The following is a 23284-nucleotide window of genomic DNA, read 5'->3' on the forward strand; positions in this document are numbered from 1 at the left end:
CGGCCCCGCGGGGCCGCCCTTTTTGATACGCGCGCGGTTGCCGCGCGGTCGCGTCACCAACCGTACTTCAGCTCGACGCCAGCGTAGTCCGCGTTGTGCCCGCCCGCCTGCCGGATCGCGTCGCCGACCTGGAAGTGCACCGCCTCGACCGAACCGATCAGGTTCGCGGCGATCGTCCAGTCCGCGCGCAGTTGCACGTACATCCCCGTCCACAGGCCGCCCTTGCCTGCCGTGCCGGGCACCGCGACGTTCGGCTGCTGATAGACGGCGTCGCCGGTCGTCTCACGCCACTGGAAGCCGAGCGCACCGAGCAGCGACAGGTTCGGCGACGGCTTCAGCGTCACCGACGGCTTCACGTGGATCAGGTTCGAATAGCCCGTGTAGCCGGCCAGCGTGAAGTAATAGCCGTTCGGAAACAGCGGATTGAAGGTGCCGACGCGGCCGTCGTGCGGATGCCGGTCGCCCGATGCCGCATCGAACTGCAGCGCGATGCGCGGCGACCACGGCGCATCGAGCTTGTAGCCGGCGATCGAGCCGACGGCCCACGCACCGATCGTGTCGTTACGGACCGTCCCCGTCTGCAGCATCGTCTCGAAATCCCAGTCGAAGCGGCCCTGCGTGCCCGTGTAGCGCAGGTCCCACACGTCGCGATGCTCGGGGCCGCTCGCATCGAGAAAACGCGCGTTGCTGCGGTTGTAGCGCGACCAGTAGCCCGACAGATCGCCCGGCCCGACCGACTGCCGCTCGAAGCGCACGCCGCTGAACGTGAGGTCGCGGTTCGACACGTCGTCGAACGCGGACACCGTGCGGTTCTGCACGGGCTGCGTCGCATACGCGATGAAGCGCCATTTTTGATATTCGTAGTCGGCCCACACTGCATCGAACGCCTGCCGCACGTTCGGACCGTCGCGCGTGGCGATGAAGCGCTGCAAGTCGAACGCCATTTCCTGCCGGCCGACGCGAAACTTGAACGTGCCGCCGCCGAGCGCGCCCGTGTAGGTCGCGAATGCCTGTTCGAGATCGAGCGGATTCCGGTCGACCGGCGAGATCGTGTTCTTGCCGAATGCGCGATCGTCCTGCAACTGCACGAAGAACTGCCAGTGCTGGCCCAGATGCGCATCGGCATGCACTTCGACGCGCTGGATCAGGTAGGTGTCCGATTGCGCGGAGCCGATCCCGAACAGCGGCGCGTCGTTGGTCTCCAGCCGCTCGCGCAGGTTCACGCCGAGCGATAGATAGGATGCCGGATCATTGCCGAGCGGAATGTATTTGAGGCCGTCGAGCGGCGCGCGCGGCACGCACGGATTCGCCAGCACCGACCAGTCTTCCTGCCAGCGGTTGAACAGCACCGTCGGCCGCTTCACCGTGCAGGTCGAGGCGGTTGCGTCACCGGATGTCGATGTCGACGGGGATGTCGCCGCCGATTCCGCGAACGCCGCGTCGGCGCCCGCGAGCAGCAGGCCCGCGACGATCGACACGCGCGCGGCCCGCTCGAAGCGGCGGCCGTGGCGCCTCCCTTGTCTCCCCCGCGCCCGCGCGATCATGCGCGCTCCTGCGTGGCGGGTCCGGCCGCTTGCGCCGCACACAGTGCAAGCATCGCAAGCGCGCCGACGGGCACGAGCAACGCCAGGAATCCGACATGGCGGAACCCGAGCGCACCGCCCGCCGCGCCGAGCGCGAACGCGACGATCGCCGGCAGCATCTTGCCGAAGCGCGCCCGTGCCGCCGCGCGCGCGGCGTCGGACGTGCCGGCCGACAGCAGGTCGACGACGTCGAGGATCGCTTGCGTCACGTTGCCCGTCATCACCGTATTCGGCACGCCGCCCGCGCGCGAAATCACGCGCGGATGCGCGTTCTGGACGCCCATCGCGAACGTGCCGACGATGCCGGCCACGAGCGCCGGCAAGGCGTCCGGCTGCGTGACGGGCGTCGCCCACACGCCGGCCGCGCAGAAGCCGAGCAGCAGCACCGCCTGCACCGCGTGCAGCGCGCGCGCACCTTGCCACGCGGGTCGCCCGGACATCGACCGCGCGATCAGGCTCGCCGCGATCACGCCGCACACGAACGCGGGAAACACGCTGAGCTTCAGCACGACACCCTGGCCGAAGCCCGCGATGCCCGCGCCGATCAGCACGAAGTTGCCGGTCACGTGTGCAGTGAACAGCCCGAACAGCGCGACGAAGCTCAGCGTGTCGACGAAGCCGGCCACCGCGGCAAGAATCGTGTCTTCGTGCTTCATCGCGTCACGCTCGCGTGAATCTCGGCGACATAGCCACCCGGGAACTGCACGAGTGCAGCGTCGCGCCCATCCGCCGCGAACGGCGGCACGAGCACGTTCGCGCCCGCGGCTTCGGCCTTCTTCAGCGTCGCGGCGAGATCGGGCACTTCGTAGCCGGTCATCTCGCGCCCGAACGGATAAGGCAGATGGCCGTCGGTCACGAGCACGGTCATCTTGCCGAAGCCCGACTCGATGCGGATGCGGCGATACGTGTCGTTCGGCCGGCCGATCTCGATGCCCGGCGCCTTCAGGTTGTCCGACACCACCTTGCCCTTCGAGAACTTGACGAAGTCGTGCACGAACTTGCGTACGCTTTGCGGCGACACGTAGACGCGGTTTTCGGGGATCGTCTGCAGCGCGCCGTAGTTCGGCGTCTGCGTGTGCCAGTAGAGCTGCATCTTCACGCCGCCCGCCCACGCAATGACCGCATCGCGGCCGATGGGATCCGGGAACGTGTCGACGATCACGTCGGCGCCATGCTCGCGCGCCGACTTCACGGCGACGTCCATGTCCGTGACGAGATAGCCGGTGCGCTCCGCGCAGAACGGATACGGGATCGGTGTCTTGAAGCCGAACACCGAGATCGTGCCGACGGGCGTCAACACGAGCTGCGACATCGTCTGGCTCGGTGTCGGCGTGACCTGGAACACGCCCTGCTTCGACTTGCTGCCGCCGAATGTCGCGACGAAGCTGTCGGTGAAGCGGTCGAAGTCTTCCGGTGCCACGCACACGTGCGTCGTATCGTACTGCGGACCGACGGCCACCGTGGGCGCGACGGCGGGCGGCACGGGCGGTTTCCCGAACGCGGCAGGCGCGGCGACGAGGCCGCTGGCAATCGCAAGCGCCAGCAACGCGGAACGAAGAAAGTTCATAACGGATGTCCTTGTTGTTTCATCGAATGGTGCAGCGGTTCGGGCGATCCCGGTCACTCTCGACCCGTCGCCGACCGGTTGTCGTCGACATGTCAGACCGCCCAGCACGAACAGCCGAACGCGCCCCAGAAGCCCTTCGCGTCCGACGTCGGCAATGCGCTGCCCCACGCGCTCGCATGCGCATGCTGGTGCACGTTGCACGCATTCGCGCAGCCGCACATCGCGGCGGCCGCCGCCCGTTGCAGCGGTGCACCATTGCGCTGCGTCGCGCCCCAGCCGCCATAGCCGCCATACTCGCGCACGGGCGACCAGTCCGGCATCGCGGGTGGTATCGGCGCGTCGTGCGACGCGAACGGCCCCGCGCCCCACACGATCCTGCCGCCGACCACCGTCAGCAACGCGGTCGTGCCCGCGATGTCGTCCTCCGCGCACGCGAAGAAATCGCGATCCGGGACCACCAGGTCGGCAAGCTGCCCGACCGCGATGCGCCCCTTCTTGCCCTCTTCGTTCGAGAACCACGTCACGTACTCGGTCCACATGCGCAGCGCCGTTTCGCGATCGAGCAGGTTGCGCTGCGGATACATGCGCAGGCCGCCGACCGTCTTGCCCGTCACGAGCCATGAGAGCGACACCCACGGGTTGTACGACGCCACGCGTGTCGCGTCCGTGCCGGCCGATACCTTCAGCCCCTTGCCCAGCATCTTCGCGACGGGCGGCGTGGCTTCGGCCGCCTGCGCGCCGTAGCGCTCGACGAAGTATTCGCCCTGGTACGCCATCCGGTGCTGCACCGCGACACCGCCGCCGAGCGCGGCGATCCGGTCCATCGATTTCTCGGAGATCGTTTCCGCGTGATCGAAGAACCAGTTCAGCCCCTCGAGCGGGATGTCCTTGTTGACCTTCTCGAACACGTCGAGCGCGCGGCTGATCGTTTCGTCGTACGTCGCGTGCATGCGCCACGGCCAGCGGTTCTGCGCGAGCACGCGCACGACGCCTTCGAGATCGTCTTCCATCTGCGCCGGCAGATCGGGACGCGCGACGCGGAAATCCTCGAAATCGGCCGCCGAGAACACCAGCATCTCGCCCGCGCCGTTATTGCGGAAATAATCCGTGCCGTCGTGATACTTGACGCTCTTGGTCCAGTTCACGAAGTCTTCCTTCTCGGCGTTCGGCTTCTGCGTGAACAGGTTGTACGCGATCCGGATCGTCATCTCGCCCGCGTCGTGCAGCTTGCGGATCACTTCGTAATCGTCGGGGTAATTCTGCGAACCGCCGCCCGCGTCGATCACGCCCGTCACGCCGAGCCGGTTCAGTTCGCGCATGAAGTGACGCGTCGAGTTGTACTGATACTCGAACGGCAGCTTCGGCCCCTTCGCGAGCGTCGCGTAGAGGATCGTCGCGTTCGGGTTCGCGAGCAGCAGGCCCGTCGGGTTGCCGGCGGCGTCGCGCAGGATCGTGCCGCCCGGCGGCTCCGGCGTGTCCTTCGTATAGCCGACCACGCGCAGCGCGGCCGCGTTCAGCAGCGCGCGATCGTACAAGTGCAGGATGAACACCGGCGTATCGGGCGCGGCTGCGTTGAGTTCGTCGATCGTCGGCAGGCGCTTCTCCACGAACTGATGTTCGGTGAAGCCGCCGACCACGCGCACCCACTGCGGCGCGGGCGTGATCGCGACCTGACGCTTGAGCATCTCCATCGCGACGGCGAGCGAAGGCACGCCGTCCCAGCGCAGCTCCATGTTGTAGTTCAGGCCGCCGCGAATCACGTGGCAGTGGTTGTCGATCAGGCCCGGCAGCACGCCGCGGCCGTCGAGGTCGACCACCTTCGTCGCGCGGCCCGCGAGCGGCATCACGTCCGCGTCGCTGCCGACCGCGACGAAGCGGCCGTCCTTGATCGCGACGGAAGTCGCGACGGGGTTCGTGCGGTCGAGGGTCGTGAATCTTCCGTTATGGAGGATCAGATCCGGTTGGGTGTCGGTCGTGCTCATCAATATGTCCTCGATGCAATCAGAAACCGAGCCAGTGACGGACCGGTGCGACGGCCGCCACGCCGATCAGCATGCCGCCCAGCCCGACCAGCGCGATCAGCGGCGGTGCGGGCGAGCGCACCTTGATCACGCTGTACACGACGCCGATCAACACGCCGGCGCCCAATGAAGCCAGATACGATTCCATACGCCCTTCCCGACTGAATTAGAATGTGCCGCAGTGCCGCCCGGGCGCCGTGCGTCGGCAGCCCGAACCGTTTCCGCCCCGTTCGCTTCACTTCGCCGCCACGCTCTCCAGCCATGCAACATCTTCCCGATCTCGAAGCCTGGGCCATCTTCGCGCGCGTCGCCGAGACCGGTTCGTTCGCCAAGGCGGCCGACCTGCTCGGCATCTCGCAACCGACCGTGTCGAAAGCGATCGCACGCCTCGAAAAGCGCCTCGGCGCGATGCTGCTGTACCGCACGTCGCGCAAGCTGTCGCTCACGCCGACCGGCGAACTGCTGCGCGATCGCGCGATCCGCCTGCTCGCCGACGCCGAGATGATCGAGGACGAGGCCTCCGCGCACGCGCTCGAACCGCACGGCCTCGTGCGCGTGAACGCGCCGATGTCGTTCGGGCTGCACCACCTGGCGCCGGTGCTGCCCGCGTTTCTCGAACGCTACCCGCGCGTCGACATCGATCTCGTGCTGTCCGACCAGTTCGTCGACATCGTGTCGGGCGGCTTCGACGTCGCGATCCGGATCGCCGAGCTGAACGATTCCTCGCTGCGGGCGCGTCGTCTGTGCGCGGTGCGCCGGCCGCTCGTCGCATCGCCTGCGTATCTCGATCGGCATGGCCGGCCGACCCATCCGAGCGAACTCGACCGGCACGTGTGCCTGACCTACACGAACATCCCGACACCCGACTACTGGCGCTTTCGCCACACCGCGTCGAACGACGAAATCGGCATCCCCGTGCGCGGCCGCATCCGCACCAACAACGCCGACGTCATCGGCCCCGCGCTTCTTGCAGGCCACGGTCTCGCGCTGCAGCCGACGTTCCTGGTGTGGGACGCACTGCAAAGCGGCGAGCTCGAGGAAGTCATGCACGACTGGAAAATCGCCGACATCAACGTCAATCTCGTCACGCCGCCCGGCATGCTGCGTGCCGCGCGCGTGACGGCGCTGCTCGAGTTCCTCGTCGAACATCTGTCGCACGCGCCGTGGGCACTGCCGCCCGTCTGAACGGGCGGCCCGTGCCCGTTACTTCGCCGGGACGGCCGGAATCGACTCGTGCGGCGTCGCGGTGCGCTGCGCGGCCTTGTGAACCATCGTGTACGCGTAGTCGACGCCCATGCCGTACGCGCCCGAGTGTTCCTTCGCGACCGCCATCACGGCGTCGTAGGTGTCGCGGCGGGCCCAGTCGCGCTGCCACTCGAGCGCGACCTGCTGCCAGGTGACGGGCACGACGCCGGCCTGGATCATCCGCTGCATCGCGAAGTCGTGCGCGTCCTTCGACGTGCCGCCCGACGCGTCGGCCACCATGTAGATTTCGTAATCGCCTTCGAGCATCGCGCTGAGCGCGAACGTCGTATTGCAGACTTCCGTCCACAGGCCCGACACGATGACCTTCCTGCGGCCGTTCGCGGCCAGCGCATCGCGCACCTTCTGGTCGTCCCACGAGTTCATCGACGTGCGTTCGAGCGTCTTCTGGTTCGGGAACACGTCGAGCAGCTCGGGATAGGTGTAGCCCGAGAAGCTGTCGCTTTCGACGGTCGTGATCGTGGTGGGGATGTTGAATGCCTTCGCGGCCTTGGCCAGCCCGACGACGTTGTTCTTCAACGTCTGGCGATCGATCGACTGCACGCCGAACGCCATCTGCGGCTGCTGGTCGATGAAGATCAATTGGCTGTTCTGGGGGGTGAGGACTTCAAGCTTCGGGTTGCTCATGGCGCGAATCATCCTTTGGACAGGAAACGTTTGAGGCTTGCCTCGACCGGAAACCGGGAGGAGCCGACTGTGCGTTACCCCGGAACGGCGTCTTCCGGTTGCAGCCACTTAATCGGAAAAGTCGCGGCTCGAACATCCAAGAAATGGAATCGATCGAATTCCGAAAGAGAGGGCTCTCAAAGGGCCATCCGCCCTTTTGTTCCACACGTAAACCCGATACGCTTCCAGCACGTTGAAGGCGCGCCCTTCGCCCCCGATCAGCCTATCACGAGAGGTTTTCATCATGAAACCGTATTTTCTGTCGCTGTTCGCAGGCATCCTCGCCGGCGTCATCTACGGCGCGCTCGGCGTGAATTCGCCGGCACCGCCGATCATCGCGCTCCTCGGCCTGCTCGGCATGCTGGCCGGCGAACAGATCCTGCCGCTCGCGCGCCGGATGCTGTCCGGCTACCGGCTGAATACCGCGTGGCGCGACGCACAATGCAGCCAGCACATGTTCGGCACGCTGCCGGGCGGCGCCGCGAACGACCGCAAGCCGTCGTGATGCACGGCTCATGAACAACGTCGAACTGTTTCATTACCTGCTGCTGTTGATCTGCGGCGCGGGCGCGCTCACGTGGCTCGCGGAGCGGATCTCGATTCCACCGGCCGTCGTGCTGCTGCTCGGCGGCTGCGTGGTGGCCGTCGCCGGCAAGCGCGTGCCCGACATGGACCCAGCGCTGCTGCTTGCGGCCGTGCTGCCGCCGCTGCTGATGTCGAGCGGGTTCTATACGGCATGGAAGGAATTCCGGCACGAGCTCGGGTCGATCGCGTCGCTCGCGCTCGGCGCGGTGGCGTTCACCACGGTTGCGGTCGCGCTCGCCGTGCATGCGGTCAATCCGGCGCTGCCGTGGGCCGCGTGCTTCACGCTCGGCGCGATCGTGTCGCCGCCCGACGCGGTCGCCGCGAAGGCGATCCTGCAGCGCCATCCGCTGCCCGCCCGGCTCGTCGCGGTGCTCGAAGGCGAAAGCCTCGTCAACGATGCGTCGGGCCTGCTGCTGTATCAGATGGCCGTGTCGGCCGCGCTCGCCGTCACGATCACGACCGCGAGCGCCACCGGCCTGTTCTTCTCGCTCACGCTGATCGGCATCGCGGTCGGTCTCGCATGCGGTCATGCGATGTGCTGGGTGCTGCAGCGCCTGCGCGAGCCGATGCTCGGCATCGTCGTGACCTTCGCGATGGCGTGGGGCAGCTACGGGATCGCGGAAGCCGTGCATGGTTCGGGCGTGCTGTCGGTCGTGACGTGCGGCCTTGTGCTCGGCGTGCGCCAGCATCGCGTGTTCGACGCCGACATGCGGATCAAGGCGAAGGCGACCTGGGAAGCGATCGTGTTCGTGCTCGACGCGCTCGTGTTCATCCTGATCGGCCTCGCGCTGCACGCGATCCTCGCGCGCGTGAACCACGAAGGCGCGGTGCTGATGGCCGGCCTGCGCGTCGCGCTGCCGGCGACGGCCGCCGCGATCGCCGCGCGCGTCGTGTGGGTGTTCGTCGCGATGTGGCTGCCGGGCCGCCTGCGCGCGCCGCGCGCGGGCCACGCGCTGTGGTCGTGGCGCGAGGCCGTCGTGCTCGGCTGGTCCGGCATGCGCGGCGTCGTGAGCCTCGCGGCCGCGATCGCGCTGCCGAACGACTTCCCCGGCCGCGACCTGATCCTGTTCAGCACGTTCCTGCTGATCATCGCGACGCTGGTCGTGCAAGGCGGCACGCTCGCGCCGCTGATCCGCGTGCTGAAGCTGCGCCCGGCCGCGCGGCACACGATGTCCGAGCATGCGGTGCGCGCCTACACGTTCGGCGCGGCGCTCGCCGAACTCGATGCTCGCGAACAGCGCGGCTCGGGCCTCGAACGCGCATCGCTCGACCGGCTGCTGACCGAATACCGCAGCCGCGTCGCGTTCAACGAACGTGCGCACCGCGACGGCGCCGAACCGGCGGACGTGCGTGCGCGGATGCTGCGCGTCGAGCTGGAACTGGTCGGCGTGTCGCGCGACGCGCTGCTCGGCCTGCATCGCGACGGCCGGGTCGACGACGCGGTGTTGCACCGCATAGAATCCGAGCTGGATTTCGAGGAACTGCGGCTTCAGCGCCTGCTCGAACCGTAACGCCTCGCCTGCCCGGCCATGCCCGGCCGGCCCGTCTCCCCTTTCCCCACATGGAATTGCAATGAGCGAACTGTCCGTCGAAGCGAGCATCGGCTCCGTCGATTACCTGGTCCATTTCACCGACGGCGTGCATCAGTGGCGCGCCGATGAACCGGCGGCGCTCGGCGGCGGCGACACCGCACCGACGCCCGTCGCGCTATTGCTGTCGAGCCTCGGCGCCTGCACCGCGATCACGCTGAAGATGTACGCGCAACGCAAGGGCTGGCCGCTCGCCGAAGTGCACGTGAAGCTCGCGCACGAATCGGGCAGCGCGGGCAGCACGATCATGCGCCGCATCACGCTCGACGGCGACCTGACCGACGAGCAGCGCGAGCGCCTGCTGCAGATCGCGAACGCGTGTCCGGTGCACAAGATCCTCACGCACCCGATCACGATCGACACGGCCATCGCCTGACTCACCGACACCGAGAAACCCACCATGTCCGCATCGATCAAGACCCTGCTCACGCCGCGCGAGAGCGACATCGGCAACCTCGTCGTGCGCCGCGTGCTGCCCGCGCGCGCCGCGCGCCTCGTCGGGCCGTTCATCTTCTTCGACGAAATGGGGCCGGCCGTGCTGCCGGCCGGCAGCGGGATCGACGTGTTGCCGCATCCGCACATCGGCCTCGCGACCGTCACCTACCTGTTCGACGGCACGCTGATGCATCACGACAGCCTCGGCTTCCGGCAGAAGATCGTGCCCGGCGACGTGAACTGGATGACGGCCGGGCGCGGCATCGTCCATTCGGAGCGCTCGCCCGACGAGGACCGCCCGCATGAACAGCCCGTGCACGGGATCCAGACCTGGGTCGCGCTGCCGGTCGAGCATGAGGACACCGCGCCCGCGTTCGTGCATCACGCGGCCGACACGCTGCCGTCGTTCACGCGCGACGGCGCGCGCGTGCGCGTGATCGCGGGCACCGCATTCGGGCTCACGTCGCCGGTCGCCGTGTTCTCGCCGACGCTCTATGCGTATGCGGAATTCGCCGCGGGCGGGCAGCTCGCGCTCGATGCAGAACACGACGAGCGCGGCGTGTATCTCGTCGACGGCGACCTCACGATCGACGGCACGCCGCTCGCACCGGCGACGATGGCCGTGCTCGAACCCGGCGCGAACGTCGCGCTCGCCAGCGGGAACGGCGCGCGCGTGATGCTGCTCGGCGGTGCGCACCTGCCGGGCGAGCGGTTCATCGAATGGAATTTCGTGTCGAGCGAGCGCGCGAAGATCGAGGCGGCCCGCGACGCATGGGCCGCGCAGACCTTCGGCAAGGTGCCGGGCGAGGAAAACGAGTGGACGCGCCAGCCGGCGCGCCGCGCGCAGTAAGCCGGCAGCAGTCGGCATCATCGATGCAACGCGGCCGGCATTCACGCCGGCCGCATTGCGTTTACCGCTTCAGTCCCATCAGCTTCGCGAGCACCGGCCAGCGGTCCAGCGATTCGACGAACGCGCGCCGCGCCTGCTCGTCGACGTAGCGTGCCGGGTCCAGTGCGGGCAAATGCCGCGCGAGGCCGAGCACGTCGTTCGGTTGCGACAGGCGATCGTCGTCGCCTTCGCCGATGTTTACTGTTCGTCGATCCATACGCCGTCCGGAGTCTTGACCGCATAGCCGGCGCTCGTCTGCACCGTCACCGTGCCTTCGTTCTCGCCGACCATCCGCGTGCGCGGCAAGTCGGCCGCATATTGTGCAAGCGTCACGCCCGGCTTGAACGGGCTGTTCGACACAAGGTTCGACAGCAGCTGCGCGAGCGCGAGAAAGCTCGTCGGCTGGTCGATCACCGTCGTCGTGCCGTGATTGCCGGTGAAGCCGACGAGCCGCACGCCGACCGGCCCGTGAACGATGCGCGGCGTCGGAATCTCGCGCAGGCCCGCGACCTGGTTCCTGTCGCCGCGCAGCGCGGCGCCGTGCTCGGGCACGAACACGATCACCGCACGCCGGCCCGACTGCGCGATCAGGTCGGCGAGCCGGTCGAAGTCGTTCATCAGCTTGGTCGCGCGCTGCGGATACGAATCGATGCTGGTCAGCCCACTCCCCACCACGCGGTTGCCGTCGTGCAGGCTGATCGTGTTGTAGTACAGCGCAACCGGGCCCGGCACCGACGCGCGCTGCGCGTACCAGCTCGCGAGCGTGCCGTAATCGTCCTTGATCGCCGAGCCGTCGAACGCATGCATCGCGACCGGGGCGGCGGCGTTCGAGATCATCGGCGCGTCGGGCACGCCGATATTGTCGTGAATGACCTGGAGGAAGTTGTCGAAGTGGCCGTCGTGGTTCAGCAGCGACTGCACCGTGTAGCCGGCGGACGCGAGTTGCGAGAACAGGTGGCACTGCTGCGGCGCCGGTTTGTACAGGTCCGCATGCGCTTCCTGCCCGCAGCTCGCGCGCAGCACGCGGATCGCGGCCGGGCCGCTGTAGCTCGCGGCCGTGCTGAAGTTGTTGAACAGGTAGTCGAAGTGACTCAGCATCGGGTGGTTGCGCACCTTCGCGGCATCGAGGTCGTCCCACGACAGCGAGCAGACGTGCAGCACGATCACGTCGAACTGCGCGGCCAGGTCGTTACCGAGATGACCGAACGCGACCTGGCGCTGCGACTCCTGCGCGCGGAACGTCGCGAGCGCCGCGTTGTGATCCTCGGGCTGGCCGGCGCGCCCGCCCGTCGCGTCGGCCTGCTGCGGCGGCGGTGCGACGACGCGCGCCATCAGCCCGTTGCCGGCTTGCCACAGCGGCATCACGATCAGCACGGCGAGCACGAAGGTCGCGACACGCACCCAGCGATTGACGACGAAATAGACGATCAGCACGCCCGCGACCGTCAGCACCAGCACGGGCGGCAACAGGCGCGGCAGCAGCTCCATCCAGTAGTCGAGGCGGAACGTGCCGACCTCGCGCGCGGCTTCGGCGAGGCGCGCGAGCGGCGGCGCATGCATTTCGCGCGCGAGGAGCGGCACCGCGATCGCGATCGCGACGAGCTGCCGCACGATGCGCCATGCGCGGCGCCGGATCGGCGCGCTCACCGCGAGCGCCAGTGCGAACGCGAGGTTCGCGAGCCACAGCGGCTGCAGGTGGCCGGTCGCGAACAGCGCGAACTTCAGGATGAAATACAGATTCCAGAACGTCATTTAAACCACTCCGTGATGGGCGCCGCGTCAGTCGCGCGCCCGATCGAGCTTCGGCGCCAGCATCGACTGCACGCCGCGCGCCGCGCCCTTCCACATTCGTACGTAACCGTCCAGGCCCACGCGCAGCACTTCCTTCAGCCCGCGCAGCGGCGTATCCGCTCGCGCGCTCGCGTGCCAGTCGAGCCACGCGTCCGCGCGGCCGAACGTGCACTGCACGAGCTGGCGCTCCTGCTCGAGCGTCAGCGCCTCGAAGCTCACGCCGACGTGCGTCGGTGTCACGCGGCTCACGCGCACCGGGAACGGGAACGGCCGGTCGCCACGCGTCACGCACACCGTCAGCGTGTCGCCGACCGCGAGCGGCAACCCCGGCACCGCTTCGAGGCCGAGGCCGCCGGTCGAGTAGTCGCTGGTGAAGCAAGCGGCCGTCGACCCGTCGGCGAGCAGCAGCGTCGCCGGCACGCGCATCGCGATCCGGTGCGTGACGCGCACCTGTTTGGTCTCGCGCGCGACGGCCAGCGCGGCGCCGAGCATCGCGAGGTTGTAGACGGTCCAGCCGAGCGTGATCAGGATCGTCGACGCCTCGTCGCCCTGATCGGCCGCAAGCCGCCACACGCCGGCCGCGATCGCGAGCACGTTCAGCGCGAACAGCACGAGGTACGGCTTCGACGTCGACCAGTCGACGTAGCCTTCGTCGATCTTGCCGCCCTTGTCGGTCACGTTGAACTTGCCGTGCTTCGGGCTGAAGAACGCGACGGTGGTCGGCAACGCGATGTACCAGGCGAGCACCGATTCATAGACCTCGGCCCAGAACGAGTGGCGATAGCGCCCCTGCATCCGCGAGTTCGCGACGTTCGCGAGCACCAGGTACGGGATCACGTAGCTCGCGAGCGCGATCGACGACGCATTGATGAAGTACAGGTGGAAGAACAGGTAGGCGAGCGGAATCGTCAGGAACACGAGCCGCGGGATCCCGTAGAAGAAATGCAGCATCGCATTGCCGTAGCAGATCCGCTGGATGAAGCCGAGCCCGCGCCCGAGGAACGGATTGTCGATGCGGAAGATCTGCGCCATCCCGCGTGCCCATCGCGTGCGCTGCTTCACGTGGCCCGCGAGGCTCTCGGTCGCGAGGCCGGCCGCCTGCACGGTCGGCAGGTAGGCCGACGTGTAGCCGCGGCGATGCAGCTTGAGCGCGGTGTGCGCGTCCTCGGTCACGGTCTCGACGGCGACGCCGCCCACCTCCTCCAGCGCGCTGCGCTTGAGCACCGCGCACGATCCGCAGAAGAACGTCGCGTTCCACAGGTCGTTGCCCGACTGCACGAGCCCGTAGAACAGGTTGCCCTCGTTCGGGATCTCGCGGAACGTGCCGAGGTTGCGCTCGAACGGATCGGGCGAGAAGAAATGGTGCGGCGTCTGCACCAGCGCGCATTTCGGATCGCGCAGGAACACGCCCATCGTCGTCTGCAGGAACGAGCGCGTCGGCACGTGATCGCAGTCGAAGATCGCGATGTATTCACCGTGCGTCTTCGGCAGCGCGCGGTTGATGTTGCCGGCCTTCGCGTGGCGATTGTCGTCGCGCGTCAGGTAGCCGATCCCCGCTTCCCGTGCGAACGCCTCGAACTCGGGGCGGCGGCCGTCGTCAAGCAGGTACACGCGCAGCTTGGCCGTCGGCCAGTCGATGCTCTGCGACGCGAACACGGTCGGCTTCACGACCGACAGCGGCTCGTTGTAGGTCGGGATATAGATGTCGACGCTCGGCCAGTTGTCGGGATCGTCGGGCAGCGGCACGATCGGCCGGTCGAGCGGCCAAGCGGTCTGTATGAAGCCGAGCAGCAGGATCATCCACGTGTAGGCTTCGGCACCGTACAGCAGGTAGCCGGCGAACGCCTCGACGGGGCTGCGGAAATCGAGCGTCTGGGTCGTGCGCCACCACACGTAGCGGACCGTGGCGAGCAGCGCGAGCGACGCGAGCGCGAGCGTCGGCAGATGGCCCGGCAGGCGGCGCAGCGCCAGCGCCAGCACCGCGACGATCGCGAAGAACGCGAACTGCGCGCCGGGCATCAGCGGCGACATCCCGGCCGCGGCCCACATCAGCGCACCGGCGATCAGCAGCAGCGGCGCGAGCCAGCGGTGCCGGCCGACGCCGTGCGCGCGCGCGTCGAGCCAGCCGCCCCAGCGCGCCCACGGCAGGCGCCCGAGCAGCGCGTCGAGGCGGGCGCCGAGCGCGCGCGCCGCGACGTAGACCGGCACGACGAACGTGTCGAACCATGCGAGCGGATCACGCGCGGGCCGCTCGTCGGCCGCGCGCGGCGCGCGCACGATCGCGCGCCACAACCATTCGCGCAGGCTCAGCGGCTGCAGCACGCCCCACTCCTGCGCGAGCCACAGGAAGGCAACGCGCGCCCGGCGGCGCACGGGATCGGGCCGGCCGGGCGGCGGTGCATGGAAGAACAGCCGCACGAGCCAGTCGAGCAGCGTGCGCTGGGCCGGCAACCCGATCCCGCGCGCGCACCAGTCGGTCGCGCGCCGGGCCGCGGCGCGCCAGCGCGACGCGAACGCGGCCTTCATCGCCGCGCTCCCGTGCGACCGGCCGCGGCCGCCGCGAGCCACGCGTCGACCCAGTTCGCGACGCCGTTCAGGTCGTGCGACGCCTGCGAATACGGCGCGTCGTCGAAGATCCAGGTGCCGCGCGCGAGCGTCTCGGGCACGGCCGCATCGACGTGTATCCGCTGCTCGAGCATCGACGCCGGCCCCGCGACCGCGCGCAGCATCGCGAGCGCATCGCGCTGCATGTCGCGCGCCGGGTTCAGCCGGTTCACGACAATCTGCAGGTCGCCGCCGCCTGCCCGCAGCGCGTCGAGGCGCGCGGCGACCGTCGCGCACGCGGCCGGTTCGGGCGGCACGACGACGAGCGTCAGGTCGGCGCGACGAATCGCCTGCTCGGCCTGCGGCGACGGATAGCGCGCGGTGTCGACCAGCACGACGCCGTCGGCCGGCAGCGCGATCTCGTCGAGCGCGCGCGACAGCCAGGCCGGATCGGCCGCGAGCCGCGCATCGCAGGCGGCGGCGCCCGCCGTGTCGACGTGCCCGTACGGCACGAACAGCACGCCGTCGGCATTGCGCCACGTATGCGCGTGCCATGGCGCGGCGTCGCCGGCGTCACCGAGCAGGCTGTGCGCGAGCCCGTGCTCGGCCAGCGTGTCGAGACCGAGCGTCGCGCCCATCAGGTTCTGCGCGTCGAACTCGACCGCGACGACCGGCCGGCCGCGGCGCGCGAGCAGCACCGCGAGCGCGCCGGCGAGCGTCGTGCGGCCCGCGCCGCCGGTCGTCGACGTGACGGCGATCGTTTTCATGACGTGGCCTCGTCGGTACGGCCGGCTTCGGGCAGCAGGCGCCCGCGCAGCGCGACCGGCACGAGTTCGCACGGCACCGCGTCGCGCCGGTGCAACCCTCGCGGCGCATGAAAACCGCGGCCAAGGCCCAGGTGCTGCGCGACGATCCACACCGGCACCGCGATCGCGATGCCGACGACGAATCCGATGACGAGTTCGGCGATCATGCGCCCTCCGGCTTGCGCAGCGGCATCGCGCTGCGGATGGCGCCGCGCGTGCGCGCGACGGGAAATTCCGCGGATGGTGGCGGCGTATCTGCGGCCGGCGTGGCGTCGCCGACGTGCGGCGCCGCATCGGCATGCGCGTCGACCGTCCCGGCCGCTGCGACGTCGGCGTCCGGTTCGGCGAGCGGCGCGACATCCTCCGCGCGTTCGATCGGCGCGCGCGCCGCGCCGGCCGGCTTCGCCGTCGCGAACAAGTCGCTGTAGTCGGCAATCGGCGCGCGCCGGTTCTCGGTCTTCAGCGCATCGAGCTCGGTGTCGATGCTGCCCTGTCCGAGACACACGACGCGATCGGACAGCGTGTCGACCGGCACGTCGAAGATCCGCGCAAGCGCGTCATCGGCATCGGCCGGCTCGCACGCGAACAGGAACACGTACAGGTGTCCGGCATCGGCGGTCACGACGTCGCCCGCGCGGCGCGGCCGGCAGTGCCGGAGCGCATCGACGTGCGACACGCCGGGCAGCAGCGCGATCTTCGCGAGCGTATGCGGCAACGCGAGCACGGCGCCGCGATCGAGCACCGCGCGAATCCGCAGGCAGAAGGCGCCGACCGGCAGGTAGCCCAGCACCGAATCGCCGAGCGCGGCCGCGAGCGCCGCACGATAATCGGCCGCGACGGGCCGCGCATAGAGCTGCCCGCGCAGCGCGTTCACGGCCGCGTGCATCCGCGACACCGGCAGGTCGCGCGCGACGACGCGATTCGCGCCGACGCTCAGCACGAGCATCTCGAACTGCTGGCGCAGCACCTCGCCGCGCTCAACGACGGCGATCTTCAGTGCGCCGCCGGATTGCCGGCGCAGCGTGTGAACGGCCGCGCACAGCGCCTCGAGCTGCGCGTGCGTGCGGAACGCCAGAACCGCGGTCGCGGCCTGCGCATGCGCACAGGCGGCGACGACCGCCGCGTTGTCGTCGACGATTTCCCAGCCGGCAGGTACGCGGCTCGCTTCGTCGAGCACCGCGCGGCTGACGACGACACGATCCTCGTCGGTCGCGAGCTTCATCCGGCGCGACGGCTCGGCGGCGCCGCCGTCGACGATCGCCGCGAGCCGGCCGCTCGGCGCGAACCGCAGCGGCCGCACTTCACCGGCCGCGAGCGTGTCGCCGGCACGCCAGAAATCGACGACCCACAGCAGCTCGCCGTGCGTGCGCTGCAACTGCGCGACGCCCGAGCACACGCCGTGAAAGCCGCTGCGCGGCGCGCGATTCGCATCGCGCACGAGCGGCGGATCGTCGGTATCGAGGTCGGCGCCGGTGCGCACGATCTCCGGATCGACCAGCAGCACCAGCGCGATCCGGTGCGTGCGGCACCAGTCGGCGAGCGCGTGTGCCTCTTCCGCGAGTGCCGCCGGATCGTCCCAGCTGAACCAGCGCTGCGCGCCTTCGATGAAATACAGCGAGCGCGCGCGAAAGCCGTAGCGCTTCATCGCGCGCAAGCCACCCGTGAGCCGTGCGAACGGACCGGGCGCCGCACGGCGCGGCGCAGCGGGTTCGCGCGCGGCATCGCCGTCGGCCGGCTCGTGCGCGGGCGGCATCGCCAGCACGTTCAGGTTGCGCGGCCAGCCGGCCGGCTGCGCGCCGCCCGCGAAACCGCGCGACGCCATCTGCGCGGCGACGCGCGCCGCGTCGCGCGACAGCACGACCGTCACGTCGCGCGTGCGCGACTGCCGCGCGCTTTCCCACACCAGCGCGTCGCACGCCGGCGTGCCGGCAGCGGCATAGATCGCGTACAGGCCGCCCGCTTCCAGCTGCGTCCACGTATCGGGCAGGCCGTCGATCGCGAGCCGGCTCAGCGGGCCGGCGCGGCCACCGGCCGGCCCGGTGCGCAGCAGCGCGCGCAGGCGGCCCAGCAGGCCGGCGGCGCCCAGCGCGGGACGGGTTGCATCGATTTCCGTATTCACGCGCTTCCCCTAGGGTCTGCTTGCATATGGAACGCACATGCGTTGCCACGAGAACGGCCGCTCGCGAGGCGTGGGACGCCGCGAATACCGGCCGTATTCGCAAGGAGCACAACGCGGCGAGCGGCCGTTCTCGTGGCAACCCCAAACCAAAAAACCATTCCAGGGGAACGCCCGAAATCGCCCGCATGGCAGCGTCGCTCGTCTCTTGTTTGGCTCGGCCAAACGGCGCTCCTCACTTCTTGCCCTACGAGCGATTTCGGGCATTCGCATGTACGTTCCATATGCAAGCAGACCCTAGTAATCCGAATAAAGCCGCACCGGCGCCGGCGTGACGAGCCAGCTGCGCTCCGCGCGTGCGTCGAACGCATAGCGCAGGTACACGAGCGCCGAACTCGGCGCATAGTCGTGCGACCGGTCGATGTGCAGTTGCGCGCCGACACTCAGGTGCGGATTCACGCGATATTCGACGATGCCGTTCACGCCGTACGAGAACGACACGCCGCGCGTCGAACTGCCCGCGTAGACGAGCCCCGCCGCCTCCTGCGCGGCGCGCTGGTTCGCGAAGGTCGGGTAGAACAGCGAATCCTTTTCGTAGCTGTTCGAGATCCCGGCCGTGACGGTCAGGTCCCACGACAGCGCATCGCGCCGCCCGGCCCACTCGATCGGCACGCCGAGCGACAGGTAGCGCTGCGGGCTGTAGTAACCGCCCTGCCCGTACGTGTAGTAACGCAGGTTCTGCGCGTAGTGCCACGCATTGCCGACGAGCCCCGTGCTCACCTTCATCGTCGCGCGTTCGTACACGGGCACCGTGAAGCCGGAGCGCAGCGTGACTTCCGCGTTGCGCTCGACGTTGCGGCCGGACAGCACGCCCGCGCCGAGTTCGGCGAACAGGTTCACGCGCCCGACGTCGACCGCCGCGCGCAGGTTCACGCCATCGCGACGCACGCCGCCCCATACGGCCCCGGTCCACGGATCGCGCATCCCCGCATACGACAGCACGCTGCTCGTCTCCGGCCGGCGCGACGCGTTCACGGTGAAGCTCGCCGGCCCCGCGTCGAAGCGGTAGCGTACGCCGCCGACCAGGTAATGCACCGGGAAGCCGAGCGGCGACGTGCCGAGATCGACGCGCCATGCGTCCGTGCGATAGCCGGCGCCGAGCGCGACGCCCGTCATCGGCTGATGCAGGTCGCCCGGCGGATGCCCGATCAACGCGGCGGCCGCGGGATTCGCGGCGAACGGCGCGGGCAGCCCGATCGGCGTGTTGAGCGCCGCGTAGGTCCCGAACGTCTTCAGCGAATACGCGTTCGGGTCGCTCGTATCGAGCGTGCCGGCGTCCAGATGCACGGTGTCGAGCTGCAGGAACGCATGCCCGTCGTAGCGCACCGGCATCTGCATGTAGATCGGCACCTGCTGCGCGCGGTACGCGGAAATTCCTTCGTCGCCCGATTTGTACGCGGGCAGCCAACCGATCTCGATCTCGGGATCGCGCCGCTGCGCAAGATCCGCGAACGCGGCCTGCGCGGGCGTGCGACCGTCGCGGCCAGGGCTCACGCCGCTCGTGCGCTCCTGCGACAGCGACAGCCGGTACAGCGATGCGGCATCGTCGTAGCGGCCCTGCGCCTCGGCCACGCGCCCCGCCGCGACCGTCACGTCGGCACGCGCGGGGTACGCGGCCTGCAGCGGGTCGATCACCTGCGCGGCTTCGTCCGGGCGGCGCAGCGCGTTCAGCCGGCGCACGACCGACAGCCGCGTATCGACGTCGTCGTCCGGCGTGCGCGCGAGCACGGCCTGCACGCGTGCGAGCGCGGCCGCGCGGTGGCCGCTGTCCTCGTCGATGCGCGCGAGCGCGAGCTGCGTATCGGCATCGTCCGGCGTGCGCGCGACGACCGGCGCGAGCGCGTCGCGTGCCGCGTCGAAACGGCCCTGCGCGCGTTCGAGGTCGGCCAGTTCGAGTGCGTAGCGCTTGTCCGCGCGGCCGGCCGGGCTCGCCCGATCGAGCAGCGTGCGGGCGCGCGCATAGTCCCGTTGCGCGATCGCGTCGTCCGTCTGCCGCAGCACGAGCCGCAGCGACTGGTCCTCGATCCGCGCGGTCTGTGCCGGCGTCAGCGCCGGCTCGCGGCGCAGCGCGTCGAGCCACGCGGCGAGCGCGTCGTCGCGCCCCGCGCTGCCGAGCAGGTCGCCGTAGCGCAGCCGCACATCGGGATCGGCCTCGCGCGGATGCGCGGCGATCCAGTCGCGCAACGGCGCGAGGCCGCGCTCGGCTTCGCCCGCGTCGATCCACTGCGCGCCGACCGCGGCCAGCATGTCGGGATCGTCCGGCGCGCTCGCCTGCGCATGGGCGAGCGACGCGGCGAAGGCAGCACGATCGCCACGGCCGAGCGCGCCGCGCGCGCCGGCCAGCGAACCTTCCGCGTCGAGCTTGCGTGCGAGCGCACGCATGCCGTCCGAACGTTGCGTATCGTCGACGCCCGCGAGCGCGGCCTGCGCGCCCGCGATGTCGTCGAGCGAGTTGCGATACAGCGCGGTCGCATAGCGCATCTCAGGCGTGTCGCTTTGCGCGAGCCCGTCGTCCATCACCGTGCGGCCGAGCTGCGGCAGCCCCATGTCGCGATACAGCCGCGCAAGCGCGAAGCGCGTCCACGGCGCATCGGGCGCCGCGCGCACCGCCGCTTCGTAGCGTTGTGCGGCCGGCCCGCGTTCGCCCTTGTCCGCAAGCGCGCGCGCCTCGCTCGCGAGCAGGTCGGCGCGCAGCCCGTCGAGCGCGTGGCGATCGTCGCGGCCCGTCACGCGGCTCTGCAGCGCGTCGAGCAGCGGGCCGATGCGATCCGCGCGGCCGGTGTTCTCGTACAGCGTCGCGGTGCCGCGCACCGCCGACAGGTTCGGCGAACGTGCGGCGAGCAGTTCGCGCAACAACGGCTCCGCGCGCGCCCAGTCGTGCTGCGCGAGCAGCGCATCGGCAAGCTGAAGCTTCGCGTCCGGGCTGTCGGGCTGCATCGCGAGCGCGGCGCGCGCCGCGCGCTCGGCATCCTGCGGCCGTCCGGCCGACGCCGCCGCGCGCCCCTGCGCGATCACCCCCCAGAACTGCGCGGTGCGCGCGAGGCTCTGCCACTTGCCGCGCTGGTCGGTCGACAGCGCTGCGGCACGCGTGAACAGCGCGCGCGCTTCGTCGTGCCGGCCTTCGCGCAGGCGCAGCAGGCCGAGCCCGCCGACCGCATCGGCATCACCCGCGCGTGCCTGCGCGGCGCGCGCGAGCAGCGGATCGGCGCCGCTCAGGTCGCCGCGCGCGAGCGCCTGCAAGCCGCGCTGTTGCGCGATGTAGCCCGGATCGCGCTCGAGCAGCCGCTGCGCGTCGCGCTGCCGCTCGAGTGCGGCGGCGCGATCGCGGAATTCGGTGTCGTCCGGCACGAGCGCGAGATAGGCACGCAATGCGTCGAGATAGGCGGGATCGGTGCCGGCGGACTGCAGCACGCGCCGCCACACGGCCATCGCTTCCGTATGGTCGGCGTCGGGCCGCTTCGCGAGCGACCACGCGATGCGGTTCGCCTCCGCACGCGTGTCGTCGCGCTGGTTCAGGAGCCGCGCGAGCGCCAGCGCCGCGTTCGAATCCTGCGGGTCGGCCGCGACCGCGCGGCGCAGCGCGGCGACCGCCGGTTCGCGGCCGCCCGGCGCGTTCGCGACGATCTGGTAATACTCGGCGCCCAGCGCACCGGACGGCGCGCCGTTCGGAAACAGCGCGACGATCCGGCGGGCCGCCTCGTCGGCGCGGCCGCTGCGCGCAAGCAGGCGGATCTGCGCCATCTCGCCGCGGCCGCTCGTCGCGACGCGGTATTCGTCGGCCGCGCGGCGCGTGTCGGGCGCCGCGGGCGCGCGCGCCTGCAGGCGCGCCAGCGTGGCCTGCGCGCCTTGCGCGTCGCCGAGCCGCAGCAGCACGCGCACCTGCTCCGCGAGCAGTTCGGAATCATCCGGCGCGATCAGGAGCCCTTTGCGCAGGGCATCGCGCGCGAGGTCGTCGCGATGCTTGGCGCCCCACATGCGGGCGGTCGCGAGCTGACGCCGCGCCTCGGGCGACGTGGCCGAGGCCGGCGCCGACACGGCATTCGGCGCGACGGGTTTCGTCGCCGCGACGGCGACGGTGGCCGGCGCCGCCGCGGAGACCGACGATGCGAGCCACGCAAGCCCCGCGACACGCCGCGCGCCGTGCTTCATCGGGCCGCGCATGAACGGTCCTCCCAGCGCGCATCGAGCGACCCGTCCGCGCCGAACCGGTAACGGCCCTCGCGCCAGCCGAGGCCGAACAGCGTCAGCACGCTCGTGTAATAACCGGGCGCCGACTGGCGCGCGAGCGCGTCGACACGGGCCGCCTGCGCATCGGCGAGCGCATGCTGGCCGCGCGCGTCGAGGAACGGCACGGCCGCCGCCGAGAAGCCGCCGTTGCCGTCGTTCGGCCCCGCGACGCCGGTCGTCGTGTCGACCTTCTCCGGCGGCGCGCCATGCGCGGCGATGTAATCGGCGAACGGCGCGAAGCGCGCGAGCAGCGGCGCGGCGAGCGGATCGGCGCGATCGAGCATGCCGGCCCACAAATACACGCGTATCGCGTTGTACGCGCTTTCCGCGTGGGTCTGCGGATCGGGCGCGAAGCCGGCGCCGGCGCGATACAACGCCCAGTCCGGCGCAAAGCCCTTGGGCGCGGTGTCGAGCAGCACGCGGCCGGTGCTGGCCGCGAGCGCGGCCCAGCGGCGATCGTCCGGCAGGCGCGCGGCGAGCCCGCGGATCACCTGCGGCGGCGAATAGCTCGGGTTCACGCGCCATCGACCGTCGGCCAGCCTGAATCCGGTCGGCCCTGGCAGCAGCGTGAGGCCGAGGCCCGGCACGCTGGCCGTCTCGTCGTCGAGCACGCGCTTCGCGAGCAGCGCGCCGCGCGCCGTGTAGCTGCGCTCGCGCCACAGCCGTCCGGCTTCGACGAGCGTGTACGCGATCCACAGGTCGGCATCGGACGCCGCGTTCGCGTCGAGCACGCGCCACGCGCCGTCCGGCGCGCGGCCCCACAGCCACGCCGGCAGACGGGCGCTCAGGTCGCCCTGCGCGAGGTTGTTCTCGGTCCATGCGAGGATCGTGTCGAACGTGCGCCGGTCGTTCGCGACGAGCGCGAAGAACAGTCCATACGCCTGCCCCTCCGATACCGTGCGCGAATCCGTCGAGCCGACGTCGATCACCCGGCCGTCGGCCGACACGAAATCGCGCTTGAACGCGTCCCAGCGCGGCCACGCCTCGCCGCAGCGCACGTCGGCCGCGCCGCCTTGCGCGGCCTGCGCGCGCCCGGCGGCGCCGGCCGCCGCGCACACGGCCGCGACGGCCAGCACGAGCGTCGTGCCGACCCGCCGCGCCGGCTGCGCTGCCCGTCGCCTTGCGAATGCCCACGCCATCCG

At 70.2% G+C, this 23284-nt stretch carries 19 protein-coding genes; 5 read left to right on the top strand and 14 right to left on the bottom strand.

The window, feature by feature from the left end:
• Positions 1-53 precede the first annotated feature (53 nt).
• The 5 genes from WS87_RS11030 to WS87_RS11050 all read right to left on the bottom strand — a co-directional run bounded on the left by WS87_RS11030 (position 54) and on the right by WS87_RS11050 (position 5319).
• A complete protein-coding gene (locus tag WS87_RS11030) occupies positions 54-1544 on the bottom strand; it encodes an alginate export family protein (RefSeq protein ID WP_059817946.1) in 1491 nt (496 codons plus the stop codon).
• Positions 1541-2239 carry a YoaK family protein gene (locus WS87_RS11035; protein ID WP_059817944.1) on the bottom strand — a complete coding sequence of 233 codons (699 nt, stop codon included), beginning with the start codon at positions 2237-2239 and terminating at the stop codon, positions 1541-1543. The genes WS87_RS11030 and WS87_RS11035 overlap by 4 nt, the downstream gene beginning before the upstream one ends.
• Entirely contained in the window at positions 2236-3150 is a 915-nt protein-coding gene (locus WS87_RS11040; RefSeq protein ID WP_059817942.1) for a VOC family protein, read from the bottom strand. The genes WS87_RS11035 and WS87_RS11040 overlap by 4 nt, the downstream gene beginning before the upstream one ends.
• Before the next feature lie 92 nt (positions 3151-3242).
• The gene (locus tag WS87_RS11045; protein ID WP_107938128.1) at positions 3243-5132 is read right to left on the bottom strand and encodes an amidohydrolase; all 1890 of its coding nucleotides are present in this window, start codon (positions 5130-5132) and stop codon (positions 3243-3245) included.
• A gap of 19 nt (positions 5133-5151) precedes the next feature.
• The gene (locus WS87_RS11050) at positions 5152-5319 is read right to left on the bottom strand and encodes a DUF1427 family protein (protein ID WP_059815448.1); all 168 of its coding nucleotides are present in this window, start codon (positions 5317-5319) and stop codon (positions 5152-5154) included.
• Positions 5320-5432: 113 nt separating this feature from the next.
• On the opposite strand from WS87_RS11050, the gene WS87_RS11055 reads away from it, so the two are divergent.
• Positions 5433-6356: a LysR family transcriptional regulator gene (locus WS87_RS11055; RefSeq protein ID WP_059815451.1), complete on the top strand. Its 924-nt coding sequence runs from the start codon at positions 5433-5435 to the stop codon at positions 6354-6356.
• A gap of 18 nt (positions 6357-6374) precedes the next feature.
• Here the strand turns inward: WS87_RS11055 and WS87_RS11060 are convergent, their stop codons facing one another.
• A complete protein-coding gene (locus WS87_RS11060) occupies positions 6375-7061 on the bottom strand; it encodes a hydrolase (protein ID WP_059700604.1) in 687 nt (228 codons plus the stop codon).
• A 283-nt stretch (positions 7062-7344) separates the two neighbouring features.
• Here WS87_RS11060 and WS87_RS11065 point away from each other — a divergent pair, with 283 nt between their 5' ends.
• The 4 genes from WS87_RS11065 to WS87_RS11080 all read left to right on the top strand — a co-directional run bounded on the left by WS87_RS11065 (position 7345) and on the right by WS87_RS11080 (position 10559).
• On the top strand, positions 7345-7605 hold the full coding sequence (locus WS87_RS11065) for a DUF1427 family protein (RefSeq protein ID WP_059523312.1): 261 nt from the start codon (positions 7345-7347) through the stop codon (positions 7603-7605).
• Positions 7606-7615: 10 nt separating this feature from the next.
• Positions 7616-9196: a cation:proton antiporter gene (locus WS87_RS11070; RefSeq protein ID WP_059815454.1), complete on the top strand. Its 1581-nt coding sequence runs from the start codon at positions 7616-7618 to the stop codon at positions 9194-9196.
• Between the two features lie 61 nt (positions 9197-9257).
• A complete protein-coding gene (locus WS87_RS11075; protein WP_059815458.1) occupies positions 9258-9650 on the top strand; it encodes an OsmC family protein in 393 nt (130 codons plus the stop codon).
• Between the two features lie 24 nt (positions 9651-9674).
• The gene (locus WS87_RS11080) at positions 9675-10559 is read left to right on the top strand and encodes a pirin family protein (protein ID WP_059815461.1); all 885 of its coding nucleotides are present in this window, start codon (positions 9675-9677) and stop codon (positions 10557-10559) included.
• Positions 10560-10620: 61 nt separating this feature from the next.
• Here WS87_RS11080 and WS87_RS11085 read toward each other — a convergent pair whose 3' ends face one another.
• From WS87_RS11085 to bcsZ, 8 genes are all read right to left on the bottom strand, one after another.
• Entirely contained in the window at positions 10621-10815 is a 195-nt protein-coding gene (locus WS87_RS11085) for a hypothetical protein (RefSeq protein WP_059691215.1), read from the bottom strand.
• Positions 10797-12350: a cellulose biosynthesis protein BcsG gene (bcsG, locus tag WS87_RS11090; protein ID WP_059815464.1), complete on the bottom strand. Its 1554-nt coding sequence runs from the start codon at positions 12348-12350 to the stop codon at positions 10797-10799. The genes WS87_RS11085 and bcsG overlap by 19 nt, the downstream gene beginning before the upstream one ends.
• A gap of 27 nt (positions 12351-12377) precedes the next feature.
• Positions 12378-14915: a UDP-forming cellulose synthase catalytic subunit gene (bcsA, locus tag WS87_RS11095; RefSeq protein WP_059816353.1), complete on the bottom strand. Its 2538-nt coding sequence runs from the start codon at positions 14913-14915 to the stop codon at positions 12378-12380.
• On the bottom strand, positions 14912-15700 hold the full coding sequence (gene bcsQ / locus WS87_RS11100) for a cellulose biosynthesis protein BcsQ (RefSeq protein ID WP_059815467.1): 789 nt from the start codon (positions 15698-15700) through the stop codon (positions 14912-14914). Before bcsQ ends, bcsA begins: the two co-directional genes overlap by 4 nt.
• Positions 15697-15906, bottom strand: coding sequence for a hypothetical protein (locus WS87_RS11105; RefSeq protein WP_059815470.1), 210 nt, complete (start codon positions 15904-15906; stop codon positions 15697-15699). The genes bcsQ and WS87_RS11105 overlap by 4 nt, the downstream gene beginning before the upstream one ends.
• Positions 15903-17858 (bottom strand): cellulose biosynthesis protein BcsE, encoded by a 1956-nt coding sequence (gene bcsE, locus WS87_RS11110; protein ID WP_059815473.1) that lies wholly within the window; start codon positions 17856-17858, stop codon positions 15903-15905. Before bcsE ends, WS87_RS11105 begins: the two co-directional genes overlap by 4 nt.
• A 294-nt stretch (positions 17859-18152) precedes the next feature.
• Positions 18153-22076 (bottom strand): cellulose synthase subunit BcsC-related outer membrane protein, encoded by a 3924-nt coding sequence (locus WS87_RS11120; protein ID WP_059815475.1) that lies wholly within the window; start codon positions 22074-22076, stop codon positions 18153-18155.
• A complete protein-coding gene (bcsZ, locus tag WS87_RS11125) occupies positions 22061-23281 on the bottom strand; it encodes a cellulose synthase complex periplasmic endoglucanase BcsZ (RefSeq protein ID WP_059815479.1) in 1221 nt (406 codons plus the stop codon). The genes WS87_RS11120 and bcsZ overlap by 16 nt, the downstream gene beginning before the upstream one ends.
• Positions 23282-23284 lie beyond the last annotated feature (3 nt).

This window comes from Burkholderia sp. MSMB0856 (genome assembly GCF_001524645.2).
Lineage (GTDB): Bacteria > Pseudomonadota > Gammaproteobacteria > Burkholderiales > Burkholderiaceae > Burkholderia > Burkholderia diffusa.